Consider the following 19,001-nt stretch of genomic DNA (forward strand, 5'->3'; position numbering starts at 1 on the left):
GAACGTCACCCCGGCCGTGCTCAGTCGACCAGGATGGTGGCGAAGGTCGCGATCTGCCGGAAACCGACCCGACTGTAGGCGCGGCGGGCGACCTCGTTGTAGTCGTTCACATACAGGCTCGCGGTGCGGCCGGAGGCGACGACCGCGTTCGCGATCGACGCGGTGCCCGCGGTGCCACAGCCCTTCCCGCGATGCTCCGGATGCACCCAGACCCCTTGGATCTGGCCGGTGCGCCGGGACAGGGAGCCGACCTCGGCCTTGAAGACCACCTCGCCGTCCTCGAAGCGCGCCCAAGCTCGGCCGGATTCGATCAGGCTCTGAATCCGCCGACGGTAGCCGCGGCCACCGTCGCCCGCCCTGGGATCGACACCGACCTCCTCGATGAACATCGCGATCGCGGCCGAGAGATAGCGGTCGAGTTCGTCGGGGCGCACCCGGCGGACCTCCGAATCGGGCGTGACCAGCGGCGGTTGCGCGAGGGCGAGCAGCGGCTGTTCCCCGCGCAGCTCGCGTTCCGGACCCCAGCGGTCGGCCAGCATTTCCCACAGCGGCAGTGCCAGCTCCCTGCGGCCCACCACCGAGGAACATATCCGGGGCCAGCGGATCGCCCGGTCGGCGAACGCACGCAGCGCGCCACGGTCGCCGAGCAGCGGTACCAGGTTCGCACCCGAGAAGCACAGCGATTCCGAGGGACCGCCCCGGCTCCACAGTTCGCCCTGGCCACAACGGGTGTCCAAGCCGAACTCCTGCAACCGGGCGGCGACCATGCACGAGGCCACCGGATCGGCATCCAGCACACGCAAGACCTGTGCCAGGTCCCGTTTCGCGAGCTGGCGCGCCGGGGCGTATTTGGCCCGTCGCGTCGGCTCCAGCAGACTCCGCACGATGACAGCCTGCCACGATCCGCCGTGATGCGGTATGGCTATGTCGAAGGCCCAGGTAGGCGGGGGTTCAGCCGACGGTGACGACCGGTTCGCCGGCGCCCGCGTCCTCGCCGAACTCCTCGGCGATACGCATCGCCTCTTCGATGAGGGTTTCGACGATCTGCGCCTCCGGGACGGTTTTGATGACCTGTCCCTTGACGAAGATCTGGCCCTTGCCGTTGCCGGAGGCCACACCGAGGTCGGCCTCACGCGCCTCACCCGGTCCGTTCACGACGCAGCCCATGACAGCCACCCGCAACGGAACCTCCATGCCCTCCAGACCGGCGGTCACCTCGTTGGCCAGCGTGTACACGTCGACCTGCGCACGCCCACAGGACGGACACGACACGATCTCCAGCTTGCGCGGACGCAGGTTCAGCGACTGCAGGATCTGCCCGCCGACCTTGACCTCCTCGGCAGGCGGTGCCGACAACGACACCCGGATCGTGTCGCCGATCCCCTCCGACAGGAGAGCACCGAACGCCACCGCGGACTTGATCGTGCCCTGGAACGCCGGACCCGCTTCGGTGACGCCCAAGTGCAGCGGGTAGTCCGATCTGGCCGCCAGCTGCCGATAGGCCTCCACCATGATCACCGGGTCGTTGTGCTTGACCGAGATCTTGATGTCGCCGAACCCGTGCTCCTCGAACAGGCTCGCCTCCCACAGCGCCGACTCCACCAGCGCCTCCGGCGTCGCTTTTCCGTACTTCTCCAGCATCCGCTTGTCCAGCGAACCAGCGTTCACACCGATGCGGATCGGAATCCCCGCCGCGCCGGCCGCCTTGGCGACCTCCTTGACCCGACCGTCGAACTCCTTGATGTTGCCTGGGTTCACGCGCACCGCGGCACACCCGGCGTCGATCGCCGAGAAGATGTAGCGCGGCTGGAAATGAATGTCGGCGATCACCGGAATCTGCGACTTGCGGGCGATCGTCGCCAGCGCGTCCGCGTCCTCCTGACGCGGGCAGGCCACCCGCACGATGTCGCACCCCGACGCGGTCAACTCCGCGATCTGCTGCAGGGTCGCATTCACATCATGCGTTTTGGTCGTGGTCATCGACTGGACTGAGATCGGATGATCACTGCCCACACCGACCTTGCCCACCATCAGCTGGCGAGTCCTGCGCCGGGGAGCGAGAACGGCCGCGGGTGCGGTTGGCATACCCAATCCGATTGTGCTGGTCACCTTCGGCTGCCTACTTTCCTACGTTCATTCCGGGCCGTTCGCCTTTCGAGCTTAGCCGCGCGACAGACGGCCACCCTGTGACGCCCATGACAACGCGCTGTCCCCGATGCCCGCGACAGGCTACCTCGTGCGGGCGAACTCAGGGGAACAAGCGGATGGGATTGACGATGTCGGCCACCAGGGTGAGCACCATGTAGGCACCGCCGATCACCACGGCGACGTACGTCACCGGCAGTAACTTCAGGTAGTCCACCGGTGCACCGGGCGCCAGTCCCTTCCAGCCGCGGACAGTGTTGCGGATCTTCTCGTAGAGCACCACGGCGATGTGCCCGCCGTCGAGCGGAAGCAGCGGGAGAATGTTGAACGCACCGAGGAAGAAGTTCAAGCTGGCCAGCACCAGAATGAACACGCCCCACAGCCCGCGCTCCGCGGTCTCGCCGCCGATCTTGCTCGCGCCGTACACGCTGACCGGGGTCTCGGGGTCACGCTCGCCGCCGGTCACCGCAGTCCACAGCGCTGACACCTTCTCCGGCATCTGGGCCAGCGACTGGAACGTGCGGACGAACATCTCGCCGGTGAACCCGCCCGCCGCCGGAATCGCGGCGAAGACGTTGTACTTGACCGGGTCGTAGTACTCCGAGCCGACGCCGACCGCGCCGACCTCGCGGCCCGCGCCGCCGCCTTCCGGGTAGCGCATGACCCGCTCCGGGGTGACCGGAATGGTGAGGGTCCGGCCGTCGCGTTCGACAACGTAACTGAACGGACCGCTCTGCTTCTGGGTTTCGGCCTGGAACTCCTTCCAGGTATCCACCTTGACGCCGTTGACTTCCTTGACGACGTCGCCACGCTGCAATCCGGCGCGCTGCGCCGGGCCGGTGCCGGTACACGTCTGGGTCGAACCATCCGGATTCTGCTGCGGCACGCAGCTCATAGTGCCCAGTGCGGTGGCGGGCGGCTGTTGCAAGCTCGGCAGCCCCCAGCCGACCGCGAGCACGACCACCAGGATGAAGCCGAGTACGAAGTTCATCGCGATGCCACCGGACATGACCACGAGCCGCTTCCAGGTGGCCTGGCGGTACATGGCGCGGTCGAGTTCCTCGGGGCGCAGCTCGTCGAGGGCCGTCATGCCGACGATGTCGCAGAAGCCGCCGAGCGGAAGTGCCTTGAGACCGTACTCGGTCTCACCGCGCCGGAACGAGAACACCTTCGGCCCGAAGCCGATGAAGTAACGCCGCACCTTCATGCCCGTCGCCTGAGCGGTCCACATGTGCCCACATTCGTGCAGCGCGATCGATAGTGTGATGCCGAGCGCGAACAGCACGAATCCCAACGCGAACACCATTTGCTCTACAGCCCTCCTGCGTTTGCGCAGCTCGAATATCCCGCACGCACGCGTCCGCTCCTGGCCGCGAGCACCAAGAACACCCTAACCGGACAGCGACCGACCCTGTGTGTCCAGTGTGCCAGGACGTGGTCGCCACGCGAGTCCGATCGTCTCGACTACCCCGCCCGGGCCGACTCGGTGCGCTTCAGGCGCGGACGCGGGCGGCGGCGAACTCGCGCGCCCAGGTGTCGGCGGCGAGGACCTCCTCGAGCGAGTTCGGCTCGGCGCGCCACTGCTCGGCCGCCTCGACCGCGGCCGCCACCGTTCGCACGATGTCGGGGAAGCGGATCGCGCCGTCCAGGAACGCCTGCACCGCAACCTCGTTCGCGGCGTTGTACACCGCGGTCACGCTGCCGCCCGCCTGCCCCGCCCATCGGGCCAGCTCAACGGCTGGGAAGACCTCGTTGTCGACCGGCTCGAAGGTCCAGGTGGCGGCGGTGCCGAAGTCGCACGCCGCCGCGGCGCCGGGCACCCGGTCCGGCCAGCCGAGGGCCAGCGCTATGGGCAGTTTCATGTCCGGCGGGCTGGCTTGGGCCAGTGTGGAGCCGTCGGTGAAGGTGACCATCGAGTGCACGATCGACTGCGGGTGCACGGTGACGTCGATGCGGTCATAGGGGATGCCGAACAGCAGGTGCGTCTCGATCAGCTCGAGCCCTTTGTTCACCAGCGAGGCGGAGTTCAAGGTGTTCATCAATCCCATCGACCAGGTCGGATGCGCTTTGGCCTCAGCGGGATCGACCGACTCCAGCATCTGCGTGGTCCAGCCGCGGAAAGGACCGCCGGAGGCCGTGAGCACCAGCCGGTCGACCTCCTCGGCGCGACCGCCGCGCAGGCACTGCGCCAGCGCGGAATGCTCCGAGTCGACCGGAACGATCTGGCCGGGGGCTGCGGCGCGAGTGACCAGAGAGCCGCCCGCGACCAGCGATTCCTTGTTGGCCAGCGCAAGGCGGGTGCCCGACTGCAGGGTGGCCAGGGTCGGCTCCAGCCCGAGCGAACCGACCAGGGCGTTGAGCACGACGTCCGCCTCAGTGCGACGCACCAGCTCGGTCACCGCGCCCGGCCCGCCCAACGGCAGGTCCAGCCGCTGGGCGGCGGTCGGATCGGCGACGGCGACATTGCGGGTCCCGGTAGCGGCGATCTGGGCGGCGAGCAGCGCTGTGTTGCCGCCGCGCGCGGCAAGGCCGACCACCTCGAAACGGTCGGGATCGGCGGCGATAACCTCGAGCGCTTGGGTACCAATGGAGCCGGTACTGCCCAGGAGCAGGACTCTCACGATGTCGGACACGCCTTCATTCTGTCCTACCGCCCCGAACACGTTCCGTGGGCGCAGGTCGACTTACAACGACACACCGTCGTATGCCACGATATGCGGCAGTAGCTCATCGAGTGTGTACCGGAACAGCGGTACCCGAACCAGCTAAGGAGCGATCGTGGCCGCCACGGAACTCGAACACGCCGACACCGAGCGGGGCATCATCACTCACGTGGACACCGCCGAAGTTCCCTCCGCCGCCTGGGGCTGGAGCGGCGAGTCGCGTCGCACCTTCCGCATCGCGGGCTGGATCGTCGCGCTGATCCTGCTCGCCATGCTGGTCGGCAACCACAAGGGCAGGATCGAGGACCTGTTCCTGGTCGGCTTTGCCGCCCTGATCGCGGGCATCCTGATTCGTGACTCGCTGCTGCGGCGCAAGCCGCGCTAGTTCCACGATACGAAAATTCTTCTCGCACAATTCCATTCGTCCTGTGCCGACGGCTACGTCCGGTACCGTGTCGCCCGAGGTCCGCGACCCAGCCTGGGCGCGGACCTCGGTTTCTGTTCCCACGACACCGAGGACGCAATGACCAAGACCTTCTCCGCCACCGTGCTCGCCGCGAGCGCCATCGGCTCCCTGCTGCTCCTGCCCGCAAGCCCCGCGCATGCCCAGTCGACAGCGTGCAGCGCGGCCACCGACGTTATCAACGCGGCCATCGCCGAGTCCGGCGGGAACCTGGACCCGGCCGTGCAGCGGTCTCTGACCGCCAAGCTCGCGGCCATCGACGCCACGGGCTCGGACAAGGACGCCATCGACGCTTACGCCCACGCACTCACCGACGAAAACGTCACCGATATGGACGCGGCGACCGCTGAGTTCAACCGGTCCTGCGCGGGCTGATCGCCGGTCGACGCCGACCCGTCGGCCGGGTTCGCGCCCTCGCGCTCGAGTTCTATTGCACACGAACAGGATTCGCCTGATCTGAACAGAATCCGGCGGGCGAACGATCTCCGTAGGCGCAGCTCGGCCGAGGGGTGGCACGATCCGGCCCGGCCGGCCCGCCGGAGGCAGTAGTGGCAACAGCCCGGCAGCGGCAGCGCTGATCGCGTCGAAGACGCGTGGCGCAATCGCGTCCGGTCAGGGGCGGTGGCGAAAAAGAGCGCGACGGGGTGGGGAACTCCTTCAAGGTTCGGCGTCGACCACCGTCCGTGGCGGGCGACGGATCCCACTAACGCCCGCGTCGCCGGGCGGGCGTCTTGTCGGCGGGATTCGAACGGCCGCCGGTCCGCTTGGCCGAGGACTTCTTCTGCGGTTCGGCGTTCTTCGTCCGAGCCGTGGCGCGCGAGCTGCGCTCGGATCTGCCACGGACGACACCGACGAATTCCTCGACCATGTCGGTCGTGCGGTCGGCGGGCCAGACCAGGGCGATCTCCGTGTCCGGGACGCCGGTCATCGTCCGGTAGACGAGATCGCGGCGATGGTGCAGGCGGGCAAGCGAATGCGGCACGATGGCCACCCCGCCCGCCGCGGCGACAAGTTCCAGCGCGCTACCCACCGCGTCGACGTCCGCGGTGTCCTGGAAGCGTTCGTCCACGAGGTCGGCCATGCTCACTTCGTCGAACACCGAGAGCGGATGGTCCTTCTGCACCACGACGACCGGCACCTCCCGGTAGAGCGGAATGGCGCTCATACCTGCCCGATCGATCGGCAGACGGACGAAGCACATGTCGACGCGGCCCTCGCGCACTGCGGCCTCCTGGTCGGCCTGCGGAAGTGCGATAACCTCGAGCGGAACATCCGGAACCCGCTCACCCCAAATCCGACTCCACTTGGACACGGTGACGCCGGGTACGAAGCCCACCCGCAGGGCTGCCGGGACCTGAGGCGTGTCATTGCCCGCCGACTCGGCCCGCGCGACGACCTCCCGGGCTCGCTCCAGCAACTCCCGCCCGTCGTCGGTCAGCTGGGTCGGCCGCGCGCCGGGCACGAAAAGTTTTGTCCCGAACTCGTTTTCCAAGTCGATCACCGTGTGACTCAGCTTCTGGCGCGAGATGCGCAGCCCCTTCGCCGCCCGCGCGAAGTGCAATTCCTCCGCGACGGCGACGAACCAGCGCAGGCGCACGACATCGATCGACTCGAACCGGCTCATTCATGGAAGCGTATGCCACCACCTGGTCGGGACCGCCTGCGCCGCCGGATACGCGGCTGCCTCGCGTTCGCTCGGCCCGGTACATACACCGCTGCCTCGCCTTCCCTCGGCCCGGCACAAATGCGGCTGCCTGGAACCTTGGCGCCACCCAGCGCAGGGCTGCGGTCGGAATTCGTCCGGCTGCGCCCTTTAAGCTGTCCCAGTGAGCCCGGACAAGAACCCGCAGATGATGAAGCCGCTCACGGCGGCGAACAAGCTCGGCATCTACCTTCCGGCCGCGCCCGAGGAGTTCCGCAACGCGCCGATGTCCCGCGCCCAGCTCGATGAGCTGCGCAACGATCCCCCAGAGTGGCTCACCGAACTGCGCCGCACCGGCCCCTTCCCCCGTGATGTCGTAGCCCGCAAGCTCGGCGTCTCCAATGCAGGCCTGACCCGCGCCCAGGTCTCCGACGCGCTGACCGCCGACGAGATCGGCGCGCTGCTCGCCGACCCGCCAGAGTGGTTGATCCGCGAACGAGAGAACTACGCCGCGGTCCGCGCGGAGAACGAGCGCATCAAGGCGAAGGAAGCCGAACGTCGCGCCGCCACCAATCGCCCGGCGAAGAACCGCGGTTAGCGCGGGCCTCGCCTCCGCGCTGCCGACGCAATCGGGCATTCGACCGCCCGAGGTGATCACCGCCTGCACCGGTCTGGAGCGGCGACTCGCCGTCCGCCGGCGGGCACTCCGACCGGATCCCGTGGGCACCGAGGCGTGGTCGTTCTGCGTGCAGGCGCTTCGGGGGACTGGTCTCGTCGTCGGGTCACACGATCAACCCCGACGTCGAATGGTTCGGCTACGAGCGCGCCGCGATGACCGTCATGGCAATCGATTCCTCGCACCTGAGAGGGTGATCGCCCTCACGACTCACTGACTCGGCATCAGCGATCGAGCGATCAACCGAGGGCGTCGTGCGCCCAGTCCTCGAATGTCTGCCAACCGACGTCGGGGTAGAGCGACTTCAGACGCGAGATGTCGGCGCTGTAGCCGGTCCCGGAGAGGAATTCGAACATCGCCCGCATGTCTGGAGACGAGATCTGATGGGGGTCGACGGTCGTCACGTCGACAGTGCGGTCGAGGACACCGCTCAAGACGGACGCCATCTGCCGCGGAGTGGGGTCGTCCGACGCGATGTCGATCCGCACGCCACGGAACGGCAACGGATCACCGAGAATCACCGCCACGAACCGGCCGAGATCTCGCCGCGACAGCTGTTGCAGGGGAATATCGGCGGGGATCGGCATCACGATGCGGCCTGCCCGAAGCTGCTCGATGTCGCCGAGCAGATTGTCATAGAAGTACGTCGGTCCGACGATGGTGTACGGAACTCCCGAAGCCCTGAGCGCCTCCTCGACCCGGGCCTTGCTGTCGAAATGCGGTATGCCGGTGTGGCGGTCGGCGTCCGAGACCGACGAGAAGACCAGATGGGGCACCTGAGCCAGCCGGGCCGCCGCAATGATGGTGGCTCCTTGGTCCAGCTCGGCCGACGGTCCATCCTCGAACGGTGTCGTCAGCGCGAACACAGCGTCGACGCCGTCGAACGCGCGTCCAACGGCATCGATGTCGGACAGGTCCGCCGCGACGACCTCGACTCCCGATTGTGCCAGCCGCTGCGCGCGCGACGACTGCCGATGACGGGTGATACCCCGCACCGACGCGCCGGCTTCGGTCAACGCCGCGACTACCGCCCCGCCTTGCGCTCCGGTGGACCCCAGCACCGCATAGCGTCCGTTCACGTCGGGACCTCCTGCTCCGGGCTCTGCCGCTCGGCCTTCGACGATTGCGCCCTTGTCATTCCTAGTCTGCACCGGCTTTCCGGATGTACTGCGCGGGCTCGGCGATGACCGGAGAATCTTCACCACACAATCAACCGAAGGACCGTGCGATGACCACAGCTGACGACAAGCCCTTCGATCCCTCCGCGTATGCCATCGTGGCGCCCAGGACCTTCGAACAACTGGAGATCGGCGAGGTGTTCCGAGCACCCAGTCGAACCGTCACCGATGCGCACGCCTCGGCGTTCCAAGCGGTGTCGGCGGACAACCATCCTGTGCACTACGACGCGCAGTGGGCCACCGCGCACGGCCACAGTGCACCGGTGGTGCACGGACTCCAAGTGCTGGCGTTCACCGCGCCCGGCGCCACTCTGTTCCCACACGTCATCGGTGAGGTCTTCATCGCGTTCACCGGCCTTTCCTGCAGTTTCCACCGCGAGGTGCACGCTGGAGACACGCTGTACTCACAGATCGCGATCACCGATCTCACACCGCAGGACGAGAACGGGCTGGTCACTGCCGCGGTCACGGTACACAACCACCGCGCAGAACTCGTGCTCTCCGGAGAGCACACATATCTACTCCGACGATCCGCCTGACTCCGTTCGGCCATCCCCATGGTCGCCGCCTGCGCCGTGGCGACATCCGGTGCAGGATGCTCAGGCGCTCACACTGCACTGACGACCTCGAATGAACGTGTAGGCGGCCCGATCGACGGTCTCGGCCGGGCGGCCGGTTGGGTAGACCGGACGCTGCCAGGCACCGCCGATCAGATCGTGATCGACCCGGCGGGCATCGTCCCACCGTGCCGACGACCTGCCGGACCAGAGGATCGGCCCCAGCCTTGTTCGCTGTGTCCGACCAGTTGCCGGGAGATGATCCGCTCAGCCTTCGGCAGCCAATTGCCCGCAGGCGGCGGCGATCTCCTGGCCGCGGGTATCACGGACCGTGCACGGCACACCCTGAGCGTTCACCCGCCGAACGAACTCACGCTCAACCGGTTTCGGGCTGGCGTCCCACTTGCTGCCCGGGGTGGGGTTCAGCGGGATGACGTTGACATGCACCCGAGAACCGAGTGCCTTGTGCAGCTTCTCGCCGAGCAGGTCCGCGCGCCACGGGTGATCGTTGATATCGCGGATCAGCGCGTACTCGACCGAGATGCGGCGACCGGTCTGGTCGGCGTAGTAGCGAGCCGCGTCCAGAACCTCGGCGACCGGCCAGCGGTTGTTCACCGGAACGAGGGTGTCGCGCAGTTCGTCGTCGGGGGTGTGCAGGGAGACCGCCAGGGTGACCGAGAGACCCTCATCGGCCAGCTTGCGGATGGCCGGGGCCAACCCGACGGTAGAGACCACCACGTTGCGCTGAGAGATACCGAGACCGTCGGGCGCGGGCGAGGTGATCCGGCGCACCGCGGCAACCACACGTTTGTAGTTGGCCAGCGGTTCGCCCATACCCATGAAGACGATGTTGGAGAGCCGGCCGGGGCCGCCCGATACTTCCCCGTCCCGCAGGGCAGCCGCCGCGGCCCGCACCTGGTCGACGATCTCGGCGGTGGACAGGTTGCGGTTCAGGCCGCCCTGTCCGGTGGCGCAGAACGGGCAGGCCATACCGCAACCCGCTTGGCTGGAGATGCACAGCGTCGCGCGGTCGGGATAGCGCATGAGCACGCTTTCCAGCAGCGTGCCGTCACCCGCACGCCACAGCGTCTTCCGTGTCTCGCCGTCGTCACACGCCACGTGCTTGACTGCGCTCAGCAGCGGAGGGAACAGCGCCGCACCGATCTTGTCCCGCACGGCGGCGGGAAGATCGGTCATCTGCTCCGGATCGGCCTGCAACCGTGCAAAGTACTGGCGGGCGATCTGATCGGCACGAAACTTCGGCAGGCCCAGCTCCTCGACAGCCGCGCGCCTTCCCTCGGCATCGAGGTCGGCGAAGTGCCTCGGCGGCATGCCACGGCGCGGAGCATCGAACACAAGGGGCAGGGAGACGGTCATAATCGGTCCATTCTCCCATCCGCGCGAACCGCCCGCGCACTCGCCCGCATTGCCCGACATGCCTGGTTCGTTGCGGGAAACGCGTGCGGGCGTGATAGCGGTCGGCAATGATCGACATATGTCCACCCATGCTGAACACACGCCGGACCCGGACCCGGACGTGTCGCCCAACCGGCCCGGCGCGCCGCCGGTCACTGAATCCGCTCTTCGGCCCACGACGAGCAAGTCACTGTCCTCGCGCACCGGTCACACTTGGACCGCTCTGATCGCGGGCGCGCTGATCCTGGTATTGCTGCTGATCTTCATTCTGCAGAATCTCGAGACGGTCGAAGTGAGCCTGTTCTTCTGGCACTTTTCGCTTCCGCTCGGCGTCGCGGTGCTGTTGTCGGTGATCGGCGGAGCGCTGGTGATGGCGCTGGTCGGCGGCGCTCGCATCCTGCAGTTGCGGCGCGTCGCCAAGAAAGCCTGACGGGACTCAGAGCAGGGTGGACAGCACCAGCCAGGAGACGAACGCCGAGGGCAACATGGAGTCGAGGCGGTCCATGATGCCGCCGTGGCCGGGCAGCAGGGTGCCCATGTCCTTGATACCGAGTTCGCGCTTGATCTGCGACTCGATGAGATCGCCGCAGGTGGCGACGACAACCAGGCCGACACCGAGGACAACGCCGATCATGGAATTGGCTTCCAGCAGCAGCGTCACCGTGAGCAGACCGCCGATCACACTGAACAACAGGGAGCCGCAGAAACCCTCCCACGACTTCTTCGGGCTGATCGATGGCACCATCGGATGCCTGCCGAACAGCACACCGGCCACGTAGCCGCCGACGTCGGAGCAGACCACCAGGATCATGAAGGTCAGTACCCGCAGGTTGCCGTTCGGCTCGAGCAGCAGCAGGGTGGCGAACGAGGCGAGCAGCGGGATCCAGGCCAGCGTGAAGACCGTAATAGCGGTGTCACGCAAGAAGTTTCGCGGCGCGGTATGCAGGCCGTGGTCGAACAGACGCCACACCATGCAGATCAGCGTGGTGGCGGCGAAGGCCCCCGCGACCCCGCTCGCGCCGTACGGCCAGCCGAGCCAGAACACCGCTTGGCCCCCGAGGATGAGCGGGATCCGCGGGACCAGCACATCGGCCTCACGCAGCCGCTTGGCGACCTCCCAGGTCGCCACGCCGACACCGGCCGCAGCAACGCCGATGAATACCTTCGGCACGAACAGCAGGATCGCGATCAGCGAGAGCCCGAGGCCGAAACCGACGGCCAGCGCGGCGGGCAGATTACGGCCAGCGCGCGAACCGCTCGGCACCGGCCGGTCGGCGGCGTGGGAAGCGGAGGCCGGGGCGTCGGTATCGGAAGCCGTGACCAGTGATTCGGACGCGCCGGCATTGCTCGCATGCTCCTGCCCGGCATCGGCTGTACCGTTCACCGGCGTCGGCTCCTCAGCCGCACCGGTCGCGGCGGCGTTCTCGGCCACGATTGTCCCGTCGCTCAACTCGTCGTTCCGTTCGTCCCCCGCCCGGGCGGGCCCTCGACTGTGTTCAATTGGCGGCATTCCCCCGTGCCCTTCGTGGTTACGCAAGCTACCGCCTCCGGGCCCTGCGCTCACACCGCTGTGTTCAATTGGCGGCATTCCCCCGTGCCCTTCGTGGTTACGCAAGCTACCGCCTCCGGGCCCTGCGCTCACACCGCTGTGTTCAATTGGCGGCATTCCCCCTGCCCTTCGTGGTTACGCAAGCTACCGCCTCCGGGCCCTGCCCTCACCCCGCCGCTGGCCTCAGAACTCGAGCAGTTCGGCTTCCTTGTGCTTGACCAGTTCATCGATCTGACCGACATACTTGGCGGTGGTCTTGTCGAGCTCCTTTTCGGCACGCCCGACCTCGTCCTCACCCGCTTCGCCATCTTTCTGGATGCGCGACAGTTCGTCCATCGTCTTGCGGCGGACATTGCGGATAGCCACCTTGGCGTCCTCCCCCTTGCCCCTGGCCTGCTTGGCCAGCTCTCGGCGGCGCTCCTCGGTCAGCTGCGGCACCGAGATCCGAATGATGTCACCGTTGTTGGTGGGATTGACACCCAGATCCGAATTGCGGATCGCGGTCTCGATCGCGCCCAGCTGGGCCTGCTCATACGGCTTGATCACGACCATGCGCGGCTCCGGCACCGTGATGCTGGACATCTGGGTGATCGGGGTCGGCGACCCGTAGTAGTCGACGACGACCCGGGAGAACATGCCCGGATTCGCCCGACCCGTGCGAATGATTCCAAGATCGTCTTTCGCGACCGAGACGGCCTTCTCCATCTTCTCCTCGGCGTCGAAGAGCGCTTCTTCAATCACGACCGTTTCCTCCACAGCGTCGTCATCCGCGGTCAGCGGCGTCAGGACCGAACCAACGTGCCGATCTTCGCACCGGCGACCGCGCGGGCGATATTGCCCTTGGTCAACAAATTGAACACCAGAATCGGCATCTGGTTGTCCATACACAGGCTGAAGGCGGTCGCGTCCGCGACTTTGAGGTCGCGCTCGATGACCTCCTTGTGGGTGATCTCGGAGTACATCGTCGCGGTCTCATCGACCCGCGGGTCCGCGGTGAACACGCCATCGACCGCCTTGGCCATCAGGACCACGTCCGCGCCGATCTCCAAGGCGCGCTGCGCGGCGGTGGTGTCGGTAGAGAAGTACGGCATGCCCATGCCCGCGCCGAAAATGACCACGCGCCCTTTCTCCAGGTGCCGCTTGGCGCGCAGCGGGAGATAGGGCTCGGCGACCTGCCCCATGGTGATCGCGGTCTGCACTCGGGTGTCGATGCCCTGCTTCTGCAGAAAGTCTTGCAGCGCAAGGCTGTTCATCACGGTCCCGAGCATCCCCATGTAGTCCGAGCGAGCGCGCTCCATGCCGCGCTCCTCGAGCTCCGCGCCGCGAAAGAAGTTCCCGCCGCCGATCACCACGGCCACCTGGACGCCGGTGGCGACCACCTCGGCGATCTGTTCGGCGACCGTCTGCACGACGTCCGGGTCGAGCCCGACCTTGCCGCCGCCGAACATCTCCCCACCCAGTTTGAGGAGCACCCGGCGATATCCTGGGCGATCGGTCCCCGGGTCCGTCATCGGTCTGAGTCTCCTTCGGCGGTGGATTGTCGTTCTTCCGGCGAGTTGTGTTCATGGCAGGCGCATGTGGCCTAGGCAACGCAGAGCGGCACCTATCCTGCCTTATTCGGTTCGGGCGGCAGCAGAAGGCCCCCCGTCAACCGGCGCTCGTCCGGTCGACGGGGGGCCTGCCCGCTGTGGGGGTGGCGGAGCTAGTTCGCGCCGACCTCGAAGCGGGCGAAGCGGGTCACGGTGACACCGGCCTCGTCCAGCAGCGCCTTGACTGTCTTCTTCGAATCGGTGACCGACGGCTGCTCGAGCAGCACAACGTCCTTGAAGAAACCGTTGACGCGGCCCTCGGTGATCTTCGGCAGCGCAGCCTCGGGCTTGCCCTCCTCGCGAGCGGTCTGCTCGGCGATGCGGCGCTCGTTCTCCACGATGTCGGCCGGAACCTCGTCGCGGGTCACGTACTTGGCCTTGAGTGCGGCGACCTGCATGGCGGCGGCGCGAGCGGCCTCGGCCGCGGCGTCGCCCTCACCGGTGTACTCGACCAGGACGCCGACGGCGGGCGGCAGATCCGAAGCACGCTTGTGCAGGTAGGTGGCGACCGGGCCGTCCAGCGAAATCACGCGGCGCAGCTCGAGCTTCTCGCCGATCTTCGCGGCCAGGGCCTGCACGGCCTCGTCAACGGTCTTGCCGTCCAGGTCCAGCGCCTTCAGCGACTCCAGGTCGGCGGGCTTTGCGGACGCGGCCACGGCCACGACCTGCTCGGCCAGCTGCTGAAACTCCGCGTTCTTCGCGACGAAGTCGGTCTCGGAGTTGATCTCGACCATGACGCCGTCCTTGGCGACGACGAGGCCCTCGGCGGTGGTGCGCTCGGCACGCTTGCCGACGTCCTTCGCGCCCTTGATACGCAGCAGCTCGACGGCTTTGTCGAAGTCACCGTCGGTCTCGGCCAGCGCGTTCTTGCAGTCCATCATGCCGGAGCCGGTCAGCTCCCGGAGCCGCTTCACATCGGCAGCGGTGTAGTTCGCCATTCTCGGCGAGCCTCCTTTGGAGAAGTGTGAGTACTGGGCAGCGGTGATCACGATGGCACTCGCTCGTGATCACCGCTGAAACAGCTGGTTACGAGCCTCAGGCCTCGGCCGGAGTCTCGGCCGGGGTCTCGGCCGGGGTCTCGGCGGGGGCAGCTTCGGCGGCCGGAGCGGCCTGCGCGAGCAGCTCCTGCTCCCATTCGGCCAGCGGCTCGCCCGCGCCCGCTTCCGGCTTGGCGTCGGCCGAGGACAGGCCTGCACGCGCCTGCACGCCCTCGGCCACCGCGGAGGCGACGACCTTGGTCAGCAGGGCCGCGGAACGGATCGCGTCGTCGTTGCCCGGGATCGGGTAGTCCACCAGGTCGGGGTCGCAGTTGGTGTCCAGGATCGCGATGACCGGGATGTTCAACTTGCGCGCCTCGCCGACGGCGATGTGCTCCTTGTTGGTGTCTACGACCCAGATGGCCGAGGGCACCTTCTGCATGTCGCGGATACCGCCGAGGGTGCGCTCCAGCTTGTTCATCTCACGCGTCAGCATGAGGATTTCCTTCTTGGTGCGACCCTCGAAGCCACCGGTCTGCTCCATGGCCTCGAGCTCCTTGAGGCGCTGCAGGCGCTTGTGCACGGTGGAGAAGTTGGTGAGCATGCCACCCAGCCAGCGCTGGTTCACATAGGGCATCCCGACGCGAGTCGCCTCGGCAGCGATCGACTCCTGGGCCTGCTTCTTGGTGCCGACGAAGAGAACGGTGCCGCCGTGGGCGACGGTCTCCTTGACGAACTCGTAGGCTTTGTCGATGTAGGTCAGCGTCTGCTGCAGGTCGATGATGTAGATGCCGTTACGGTCGGTGAAGATGAACCGCTTCATCTTCGGGTTCCAGCGCCGCGTCTGGTGTCCGAAGTGCGCGCCGCTGTCGAGCAGCTGCTTCATAGTTACGACAGCCATAGCTCCCGTATCTCTCTTTCCTTGCCGGTTGACGCAGCGAATCGGCGATCCGCTGCCCTGGCGCCACCGAATCGTCGGACCCGACCGCAAGGGTGGGGACCAGCCGGCGATTCCCTGTTCCGAACACGCTGCCGCAAACTCGAGAAGTGTTGAGTTCGATTCGAACAGCGCCGTGACAAGCACGGTGGCGCGCGAAGTCGGTCTGTGCAGGCACAAACCGCTCACCCAGTCTACGGCTTCTCGGCACCTGGACCTAAATCAGACCGATCTGAAGCCTTTGACCAGCTGGAACAGTGGATGTTCACAGGCGAGAATGTTATCCACATTCAGTGCATCGGGGTGTCGGAGACGCGGTCGCCGAACGAAGGTGGAGGCATGAACTCGAAGCCGATCTCCGCCGCGACGACACTGCTCATCCCATTGTTGTTCGTACTCGGCGTCGCCTCCGCGCCGCCGGCCGCCGCCGAGCCGCTTGTCGCACAGCCAGAACCCGTGCTCGGGGTGTGCACGGGTTCGGTGTGCGTGCCGCCGCTCGCCGAGCTGCTGCGCCGCGCACCGTTGCCACTTCGACTGTCCGACCAGCGCCGCGGCGATGTCGGCTGCTCCGAAACACTCACGCTGAATTCCGCGGGTCCCAGACCGTTCGAACCGAAAACCGCGCTCGGCGCGTGTACTGGTTCGGCCTGCCTGCCACCGCTCACCCAGCTGCTGCGGCGCGCGCCACTGCCGTTGCGACAGTCCGACCAACGCTTCGCCGACGGCGACCACCCCGAAACACTCACGCTGAATTCCGCCGGTCTCAGACCATCCGCAACCGTCCCCACGGCGGCCGATATCCCGCTCAGGCTCGGATGACTCCCGTTACCGGGGTCCGGACACGCCGACTCCTTTCCTCGATGCTGGGGGTGGGCCTCATCGCGGCTATTACCACGGAGCCGATCGCGAAGGCAGCCCCCGAGGGGCGATTCGGCTGGCCGCTGCAACCGCGCCCGGCGGTAGTGCGACGTTTCGACAAACCTGCGCAGGACTGGCTGCCCGGGCATCGCGGGGTCGATCTGACCGGAGCCGAGGGACAGGCGGTGCTCGCCGCCGGTGACGGGATCATCGTGTTCGCGGGAACGGTGGCCGACAAGCCGGTCGTTTCCATCGATCACGCCGGCGGGCTGCGCACTACCTATGAGCCGGTACGGGCCGAGGTGCAGGTGGGCACGCGGGTCACGCGCGGCACCCGAATCGGATCGCTGGAGGCCGGACATCCGGGATGCGCAATGACGTGCCTGCACTGGGGCGCACGCGCTGAGAGCGACCGGCGCCGCAAGCGCGAATACCTGGATCCGCTGGGCCTCATCCACCTCACGCCCCTACGACTCAAACCGGTTCGGCTGTAAAGGTTGCTCGCGAATATTCGGCAGACCATTGCCTGTAACTCGCGCGGTGGGCGGCTGCAGGAATGCGTCTACGGCCCACTCGATCGGTAGGTCTGTCCACTCCAGACACCGGAAAGGCGGTCCACCGGTTCCAGTTCAACCGGGCCAGCAGGCGAACGCCACCTGTCGCGCGGTAGGCGCAGCACTGGCGAATAATCGGCTCACGCCGGGATGGTGAGCACTGCTTTGCCCTGCAGGGTGCGGTCGGCCAGGGCGGCGAAGGCGTCCGCGGTCGCGGTCCAGTCCAGAGTCAGTCCGATGTGTGGGCGTAGCAGACCATCCGCGACCAGCTGCACCAGAATGCCTAGGTCCTCGCCGAGGGTTTCTTCGGGGGCAGGGCTGATCAAGCCCACGATGTGGGCGTTCCACCCTTGCGCGTAGAAGTCGGCGAGGGCGATGTGGGCACCGTCGCGGCCGGGGTTGCCATACCAGGCGAGATGTCCGCCTGGCGCAATGGCTCGGATAGCGTCGGCGAGCACAGGGCCGCCGACACCGTCGAGCACCAGGTGGAACGGCGCGCCGGATTCGTCGGTGAGCGAGGTCACTACCCGATGCGCGCCGAGGGCACGGGCTTGCTCGACGCGGGAGGGTTTGCTGACCAGAGCGGTGACCCTGGCCCCGGCGGCGCGCGCGAGCTGTACCGCGAACTGGCCGACACCGCCGGTCGCGCCCGTCACAAGTACGTGGCGGCCGAGTACCGCGCCGCCTACCCGCAACGCACGCAACGCGGTCATGCCCGCGATGGGCAGGCTCGCGGCCTGTTCGAAGCCGACGGCGTCAGGCAGTGGGGCCATCCGGTGTACCGGAACCGGCACCCGCTCGGCCCAACCCTCCCAGTCCAGGTAGCACACCACCCGCGTACGCACCGCGGGTCCGGTGCCGTTGGCGGCGGCGCGGACGACGACCCCGGCCACATCCTGTCCAGGGCGCCAGCCGTCGGGCCTGCGCGCTATGAGGTTGCGCTCATCGTGGTTGATCGCGAAGGCCCGGACCGCGACGACTGCTTCGTCGGCGGCAGGATTCGGCTCAGGTAGTTCGTCGGTCAGCCGCAATCCGGCCCGCCCGGCCGGGTCGGTGATAAATCCACGCATGCCGACAGCCAACCTCAGCACGCCACTCGGGATTCCCGGGACCACGTATTCCGGCTGCTGGGGTACGGCAGGATTCTCCGCTTCACAGGATGGGCGGTCGCTCTTCCCATGCGCGGCCGTCGCAGCGAAGATCGGCATATGAAGCATGCGTCCGGCAAGCCGCCGTTCACCTACCCGGAAGTCGGCGCGACCAGGGGTGTGCTGCCGGAGGGGTATCACCGGTTTCGACTGCGCCGCCCGATCGGCCGTGGCCGAGCCCTGTTCGACCGGGCGGGCGCGGAGATCCTTGCCTACCGAATGCAGAAGGGCACCAGGTTCTTTCAATACGCCGACACCCCGACCGCCGAACCCGGCAGCACCGTGATCGTAAGGCTGGGTGTCGGCCCGCTCGGGATCACCGCCCCCTGCCGGGTGGTATACCTGCTCGACGAACCGAACCGGCGTGGGTTCGCGTACGGAACATTGCCCGGGCATCCCGAGACCGGCGAGGAACTGTTCGCCGTCGAATACGACCCCCTCGACGATACGGTGTACGGGCTGGTCACCGCGTTTTCACGCAACGCGACCTGGTACGCGCGTCTAGATGAATGATTCCAAGCGGTGGGTCTCACCGCTGGTCAGTGATCGTAGGCGGTCAGTGACCGGTGGATCGGTGCGTTGGTGGTGTCGTTGTGCCAGATCGCGGCGGTGAGCGCAAGCAGGCGTTGCAGGATGCGGACGCAGACAC

General features: G+C 67.1%; 21 protein-coding genes and 1 pseudogene. 8 read left to right on the forward strand and 14 right to left on the reverse strand.

All coding sequences use genetic code 11. The annotated features are described in order from the left end of the window. Nucleotides 1-20: 20 nt before the first annotated feature. From AB4Z47_RS24700 to dxr, 4 genes are all read right to left on the reverse strand, one after another. Nucleotides 21-884: a GNAT family N-acetyltransferase gene (locus AB4Z47_RS24700; protein WP_441954005.1), complete on the reverse strand. Its 864-nt coding sequence runs from the start codon at nucleotides 882-884 to the stop codon at nucleotides 21-23. 67 nt (nucleotides 885-951) lie between these two features. After that, complete coding sequence (gene ispG / locus AB4Z47_RS24705; RefSeq protein WP_441954007.1) at nucleotides 952-2,109, reverse strand: flavodoxin-dependent (E)-4-hydroxy-3-methylbut-2-enyl-diphosphate synthase; 1,158 nt, start codon at nucleotides 2,107-2,109, stop codon at nucleotides 952-954. A gap of 139 nt (nucleotides 2,110-2,248) precedes the next feature. After that, complete coding sequence (locus tag AB4Z47_RS24710) at nucleotides 2,249-3,451, reverse strand: M50 family metallopeptidase (protein ID WP_441954009.1); 1,203 nt, start codon at nucleotides 3,449-3,451, stop codon at nucleotides 2,249-2,251. Nucleotides 3,452-3,638: 187 nt separating this feature from the next. Further along, nucleotides 3,639-4,778, reverse strand: coding sequence for a 1-deoxy-D-xylulose-5-phosphate reductoisomerase (dxr, locus tag AB4Z47_RS24715; RefSeq protein WP_441954011.1), 1,140 nt, complete (start codon nucleotides 4,776-4,778; stop codon nucleotides 3,639-3,641). 145 nt (nucleotides 4,779-4,923) lie between these two features. On the opposite strand from dxr, the gene AB4Z47_RS24720 reads away from it, so the two are divergent. Both AB4Z47_RS24720 and AB4Z47_RS24725 read left to right on the forward strand, forming a co-directional pair. Beyond that, a complete protein-coding gene (locus tag AB4Z47_RS24720) occupies nucleotides 4,924-5,193 on the forward strand; it encodes a DUF2631 domain-containing protein (protein WP_441954013.1) in 270 nt (89 codons plus the stop codon). A gap of 138 nt (nucleotides 5,194-5,331) precedes the next feature. Beyond that, nucleotides 5,332-5,646, forward strand: a complete 315-nt coding sequence (locus tag AB4Z47_RS24725) for a hypothetical protein (RefSeq protein ID WP_441954015.1) — start codon at nucleotides 5,332-5,334, stop codon at nucleotides 5,644-5,646. 328 nt (nucleotides 5,647-5,974) lie between these two features. Here AB4Z47_RS24725 and AB4Z47_RS24730 read toward each other — a convergent pair whose 3' ends face one another. Further along, the gene (locus tag AB4Z47_RS24730) at nucleotides 5,975-6,895 is read right to left on the reverse strand and encodes a LysR family transcriptional regulator (RefSeq protein ID WP_441954017.1); all 921 of its coding nucleotides are present in this window, start codon (nucleotides 6,893-6,895) and stop codon (nucleotides 5,975-5,977) included. Nucleotides 6,896-7,097: 202 nt separating this feature from the next. On the opposite strand from AB4Z47_RS24730, the gene AB4Z47_RS24735 reads away from it, so the two are divergent. Continuing rightward, on the forward strand, nucleotides 7,098-7,511 hold the full coding sequence (locus AB4Z47_RS24735) for a DUF5997 family protein (RefSeq protein WP_441954019.1): 414 nt from the start codon (nucleotides 7,098-7,100) through the stop codon (nucleotides 7,509-7,511). Between the two features lie 317 nt (nucleotides 7,512-7,828). Here the strand turns inward: AB4Z47_RS24735 and AB4Z47_RS24740 are convergent, their stop codons facing one another. Next, a complete protein-coding gene (locus AB4Z47_RS24740) occupies nucleotides 7,829-8,668 on the reverse strand; it encodes an NmrA/HSCARG family protein (protein WP_441954021.1) in 840 nt (279 codons plus the stop codon). A gap of 149 nt (nucleotides 8,669-8,817) precedes the next feature. Between AB4Z47_RS24740 and AB4Z47_RS24745 the strand changes: the two genes are divergently transcribed. Continuing rightward, nucleotides 8,818-9,306: a MaoC family dehydratase gene (locus AB4Z47_RS24745; RefSeq protein WP_441954023.1), complete on the forward strand. Its 489-nt coding sequence runs from the start codon at nucleotides 8,818-8,820 to the stop codon at nucleotides 9,304-9,306. A gap of 285 nt (nucleotides 9,307-9,591) precedes the next feature. Here the strand turns inward: AB4Z47_RS24745 and rlmN are convergent, their stop codons facing one another. Next, nucleotides 9,592-10,701: a 23S rRNA (adenine(2503)-C(2))-methyltransferase RlmN gene (gene rlmN, locus AB4Z47_RS24750; protein WP_441954025.1), complete on the reverse strand. Its 1,110-nt coding sequence runs from the start codon at nucleotides 10,699-10,701 to the stop codon at nucleotides 9,592-9,594. Nucleotides 10,702-10,819: 118 nt separating this feature from the next. Between rlmN and AB4Z47_RS24755 the strand changes: the two genes are divergently transcribed. Continuing rightward, nucleotides 10,820-11,170 carry a LapA family protein gene (locus AB4Z47_RS24755; RefSeq protein ID WP_441954027.1) on the forward strand — a complete coding sequence of 117 codons (351 nt, stop codon included), beginning with the start codon at nucleotides 10,820-10,822 and terminating at the stop codon, nucleotides 11,168-11,170. Between the two features lie 6 nt (nucleotides 11,171-11,176). Here AB4Z47_RS24755 and AB4Z47_RS24760 read toward each other — a convergent pair whose 3' ends face one another. The 5 genes from AB4Z47_RS24760 to rpsB all read right to left on the reverse strand — a co-directional run bounded on the left by AB4Z47_RS24760 (nucleotide 11,177) and on the right by rpsB (nucleotide 15,756). Further along, nucleotides 11,177-12,004, reverse strand: a complete 828-nt coding sequence (locus tag AB4Z47_RS24760; protein ID WP_441954043.1) for a phosphatidate cytidylyltransferase — start codon at nucleotides 12,002-12,004, stop codon at nucleotides 11,177-11,179. A gap of 468 nt (nucleotides 12,005-12,472) precedes the next feature. Then, nucleotides 12,473-13,030, reverse strand: a complete 558-nt coding sequence (gene frr, locus AB4Z47_RS24765) for a ribosome recycling factor (protein WP_441954029.1) — start codon at nucleotides 13,028-13,030, stop codon at nucleotides 12,473-12,475. A 41-nt stretch (nucleotides 13,031-13,071) separates the two neighbouring features. After that, complete coding sequence (gene pyrH / locus AB4Z47_RS24770; RefSeq protein ID WP_327119906.1) at nucleotides 13,072-13,800, reverse strand: UMP kinase; 729 nt, start codon at nucleotides 13,798-13,800, stop codon at nucleotides 13,072-13,074. Nucleotides 13,801-13,991: 191 nt separating this feature from the next. Next, on the reverse strand, nucleotides 13,992-14,816 hold the full coding sequence (gene tsf, locus AB4Z47_RS24775) for a translation elongation factor Ts (RefSeq protein ID WP_441954031.1): 825 nt from the start codon (nucleotides 14,814-14,816) through the stop codon (nucleotides 13,992-13,994). A 97-nt stretch (nucleotides 14,817-14,913) separates the two neighbouring features. Beyond that, on the reverse strand, nucleotides 14,914-15,756 hold the full coding sequence (rpsB, locus tag AB4Z47_RS24780) for a 30S ribosomal protein S2 (protein WP_441954033.1): 843 nt from the start codon (nucleotides 15,754-15,756) through the stop codon (nucleotides 14,914-14,916). 375 nt (nucleotides 15,757-16,131) lie between these two features. Here rpsB and AB4Z47_RS24785 point away from each other — a divergent pair, with 375 nt between their 5' ends. Together AB4Z47_RS24785 and AB4Z47_RS24790 are read left to right on the forward strand one after the other, a co-directional pair. Then, nucleotides 16,132-16,611 (forward strand): hypothetical protein, encoded by a 480-nt coding sequence (locus tag AB4Z47_RS24785; protein WP_441954035.1) that lies wholly within the window; start codon nucleotides 16,132-16,134, stop codon nucleotides 16,609-16,611. Nucleotides 16,612-16,652: 41 nt separating this feature from the next. Then, nucleotides 16,653-17,144 carry a M23 family metallopeptidase gene (locus AB4Z47_RS24790; protein WP_441954037.1) on the forward strand — a complete coding sequence of 164 codons (492 nt, stop codon included), beginning with the start codon at nucleotides 16,653-16,655 and terminating at the stop codon, nucleotides 17,142-17,144. Nucleotides 17,145-17,344: 200 nt separating this feature from the next. Here AB4Z47_RS24790 and AB4Z47_RS24795 read toward each other — a convergent pair whose 3' ends face one another. Then, complete coding sequence (locus AB4Z47_RS24795; RefSeq protein WP_441954039.1) at nucleotides 17,345-18,412, reverse strand: zinc-binding dehydrogenase; 1,068 nt, start codon at nucleotides 18,410-18,412, stop codon at nucleotides 17,345-17,347. On the opposite strand from AB4Z47_RS24795, the gene AB4Z47_RS24800 reads away from it, so the two are divergent. Next, nucleotides 18,413-18,865 (forward strand): DUF1990 family protein, encoded by a 453-nt coding sequence (locus AB4Z47_RS24800; RefSeq protein WP_441954041.1) that lies wholly within the window; start codon nucleotides 18,413-18,415, stop codon nucleotides 18,863-18,865. A gap of 26 nt (nucleotides 18,866-18,891) precedes the next feature. Here the strand turns inward: AB4Z47_RS24800 and AB4Z47_RS24805 are convergent. Then, nucleotides 18,892-19,001 (reverse strand): annotated as a pseudogene (locus AB4Z47_RS24805) (IS982 family transposase); the annotation flags it as partial.

The sequence above is a fragment of the Nocardia sp. 2TAF39 genome, assembly GCF_052114905.1.
In the GTDB taxonomy this organism is placed as follows: Bacteria; Actinomycetota; Actinomycetes; order Mycobacteriales; family Mycobacteriaceae; genus Nocardia.

Excerpts from the sequence above, each read along its gene's own strand:
- AB4Z47_RS24710 (WP_441954009.1), bottom strand. The coding sequence starts at position 3,451 with ATGGTGTTCGCGTTGGGATTCGTGCTGTTCGCGCTCGGCATCACACTA.
- AB4Z47_RS24725 (WP_441954015.1), top strand. The coding sequence starts at position 5,332 with ATGACCAAGACCTTCTCCGCCACCGTGCTCGCCGCGAGCGCCATCGGC.
- AB4Z47_RS24730 (WP_441954017.1), bottom strand. The coding sequence starts at position 6,895 with ATGAGCCGGTTCGAGTCGATCGATGTCGTGCGCCTGCGCTGGTTCGTC.
- AB4Z47_RS24745 (WP_441954023.1), top strand. The coding sequence starts at position 8,818 with ATGACCACAGCTGACGACAAGCCCTTCGATCCCTCCGCGTATGCCATC.
- rlmN (WP_441954025.1), bottom strand. The coding sequence starts at position 10,701 with ATGACCGTCTCCCTGCCCCTTGTGTTCGATGCTCCGCGCCGTGGCATG.
- AB4Z47_RS24755 (WP_441954027.1), top strand. The coding sequence starts at position 10,820 with ATGTCCACCCATGCTGAACACACGCCGGACCCGGACCCGGACGTGTCG.
- pyrH (WP_327119906.1), bottom strand. The coding sequence starts at position 13,800 with ATGACGGACCCGGGGACCGATCGCCCAGGATATCGCCGGGTGCTCCTC.
- tsf (WP_441954031.1), bottom strand. The coding sequence starts at position 14,816 with ATGGCGAACTACACCGCTGCCGATGTGAAGCGGCTCCGGGAGCTGACC.
- rpsB (WP_441954033.1), bottom strand. The coding sequence starts at position 15,756 with ATGGCTGTCGTAACTATGAAGCAGCTGCTCGACAGCGGCGCGCACTTC.
- AB4Z47_RS24785 (WP_441954035.1), top strand. The coding sequence starts at position 16,132 with ATGAACTCGAAGCCGATCTCCGCCGCGACGACACTGCTCATCCCATTG.
- AB4Z47_RS24790 (WP_441954037.1), top strand. The coding sequence starts at position 16,653 with ATGCTGGGGGTGGGCCTCATCGCGGCTATTACCACGGAGCCGATCGCG.
- AB4Z47_RS24795 (WP_441954039.1), bottom strand. The coding sequence starts at position 18,412 with ATGCCGATCTTCGCTGCGACGGCCGCGCATGGGAAGAGCGACCGCCCA.
- AB4Z47_RS24800 (WP_441954041.1), top strand. The coding sequence starts at position 18,413 with ATGAAGCATGCGTCCGGCAAGCCGCCGTTCACCTACCCGGAAGTCGGC.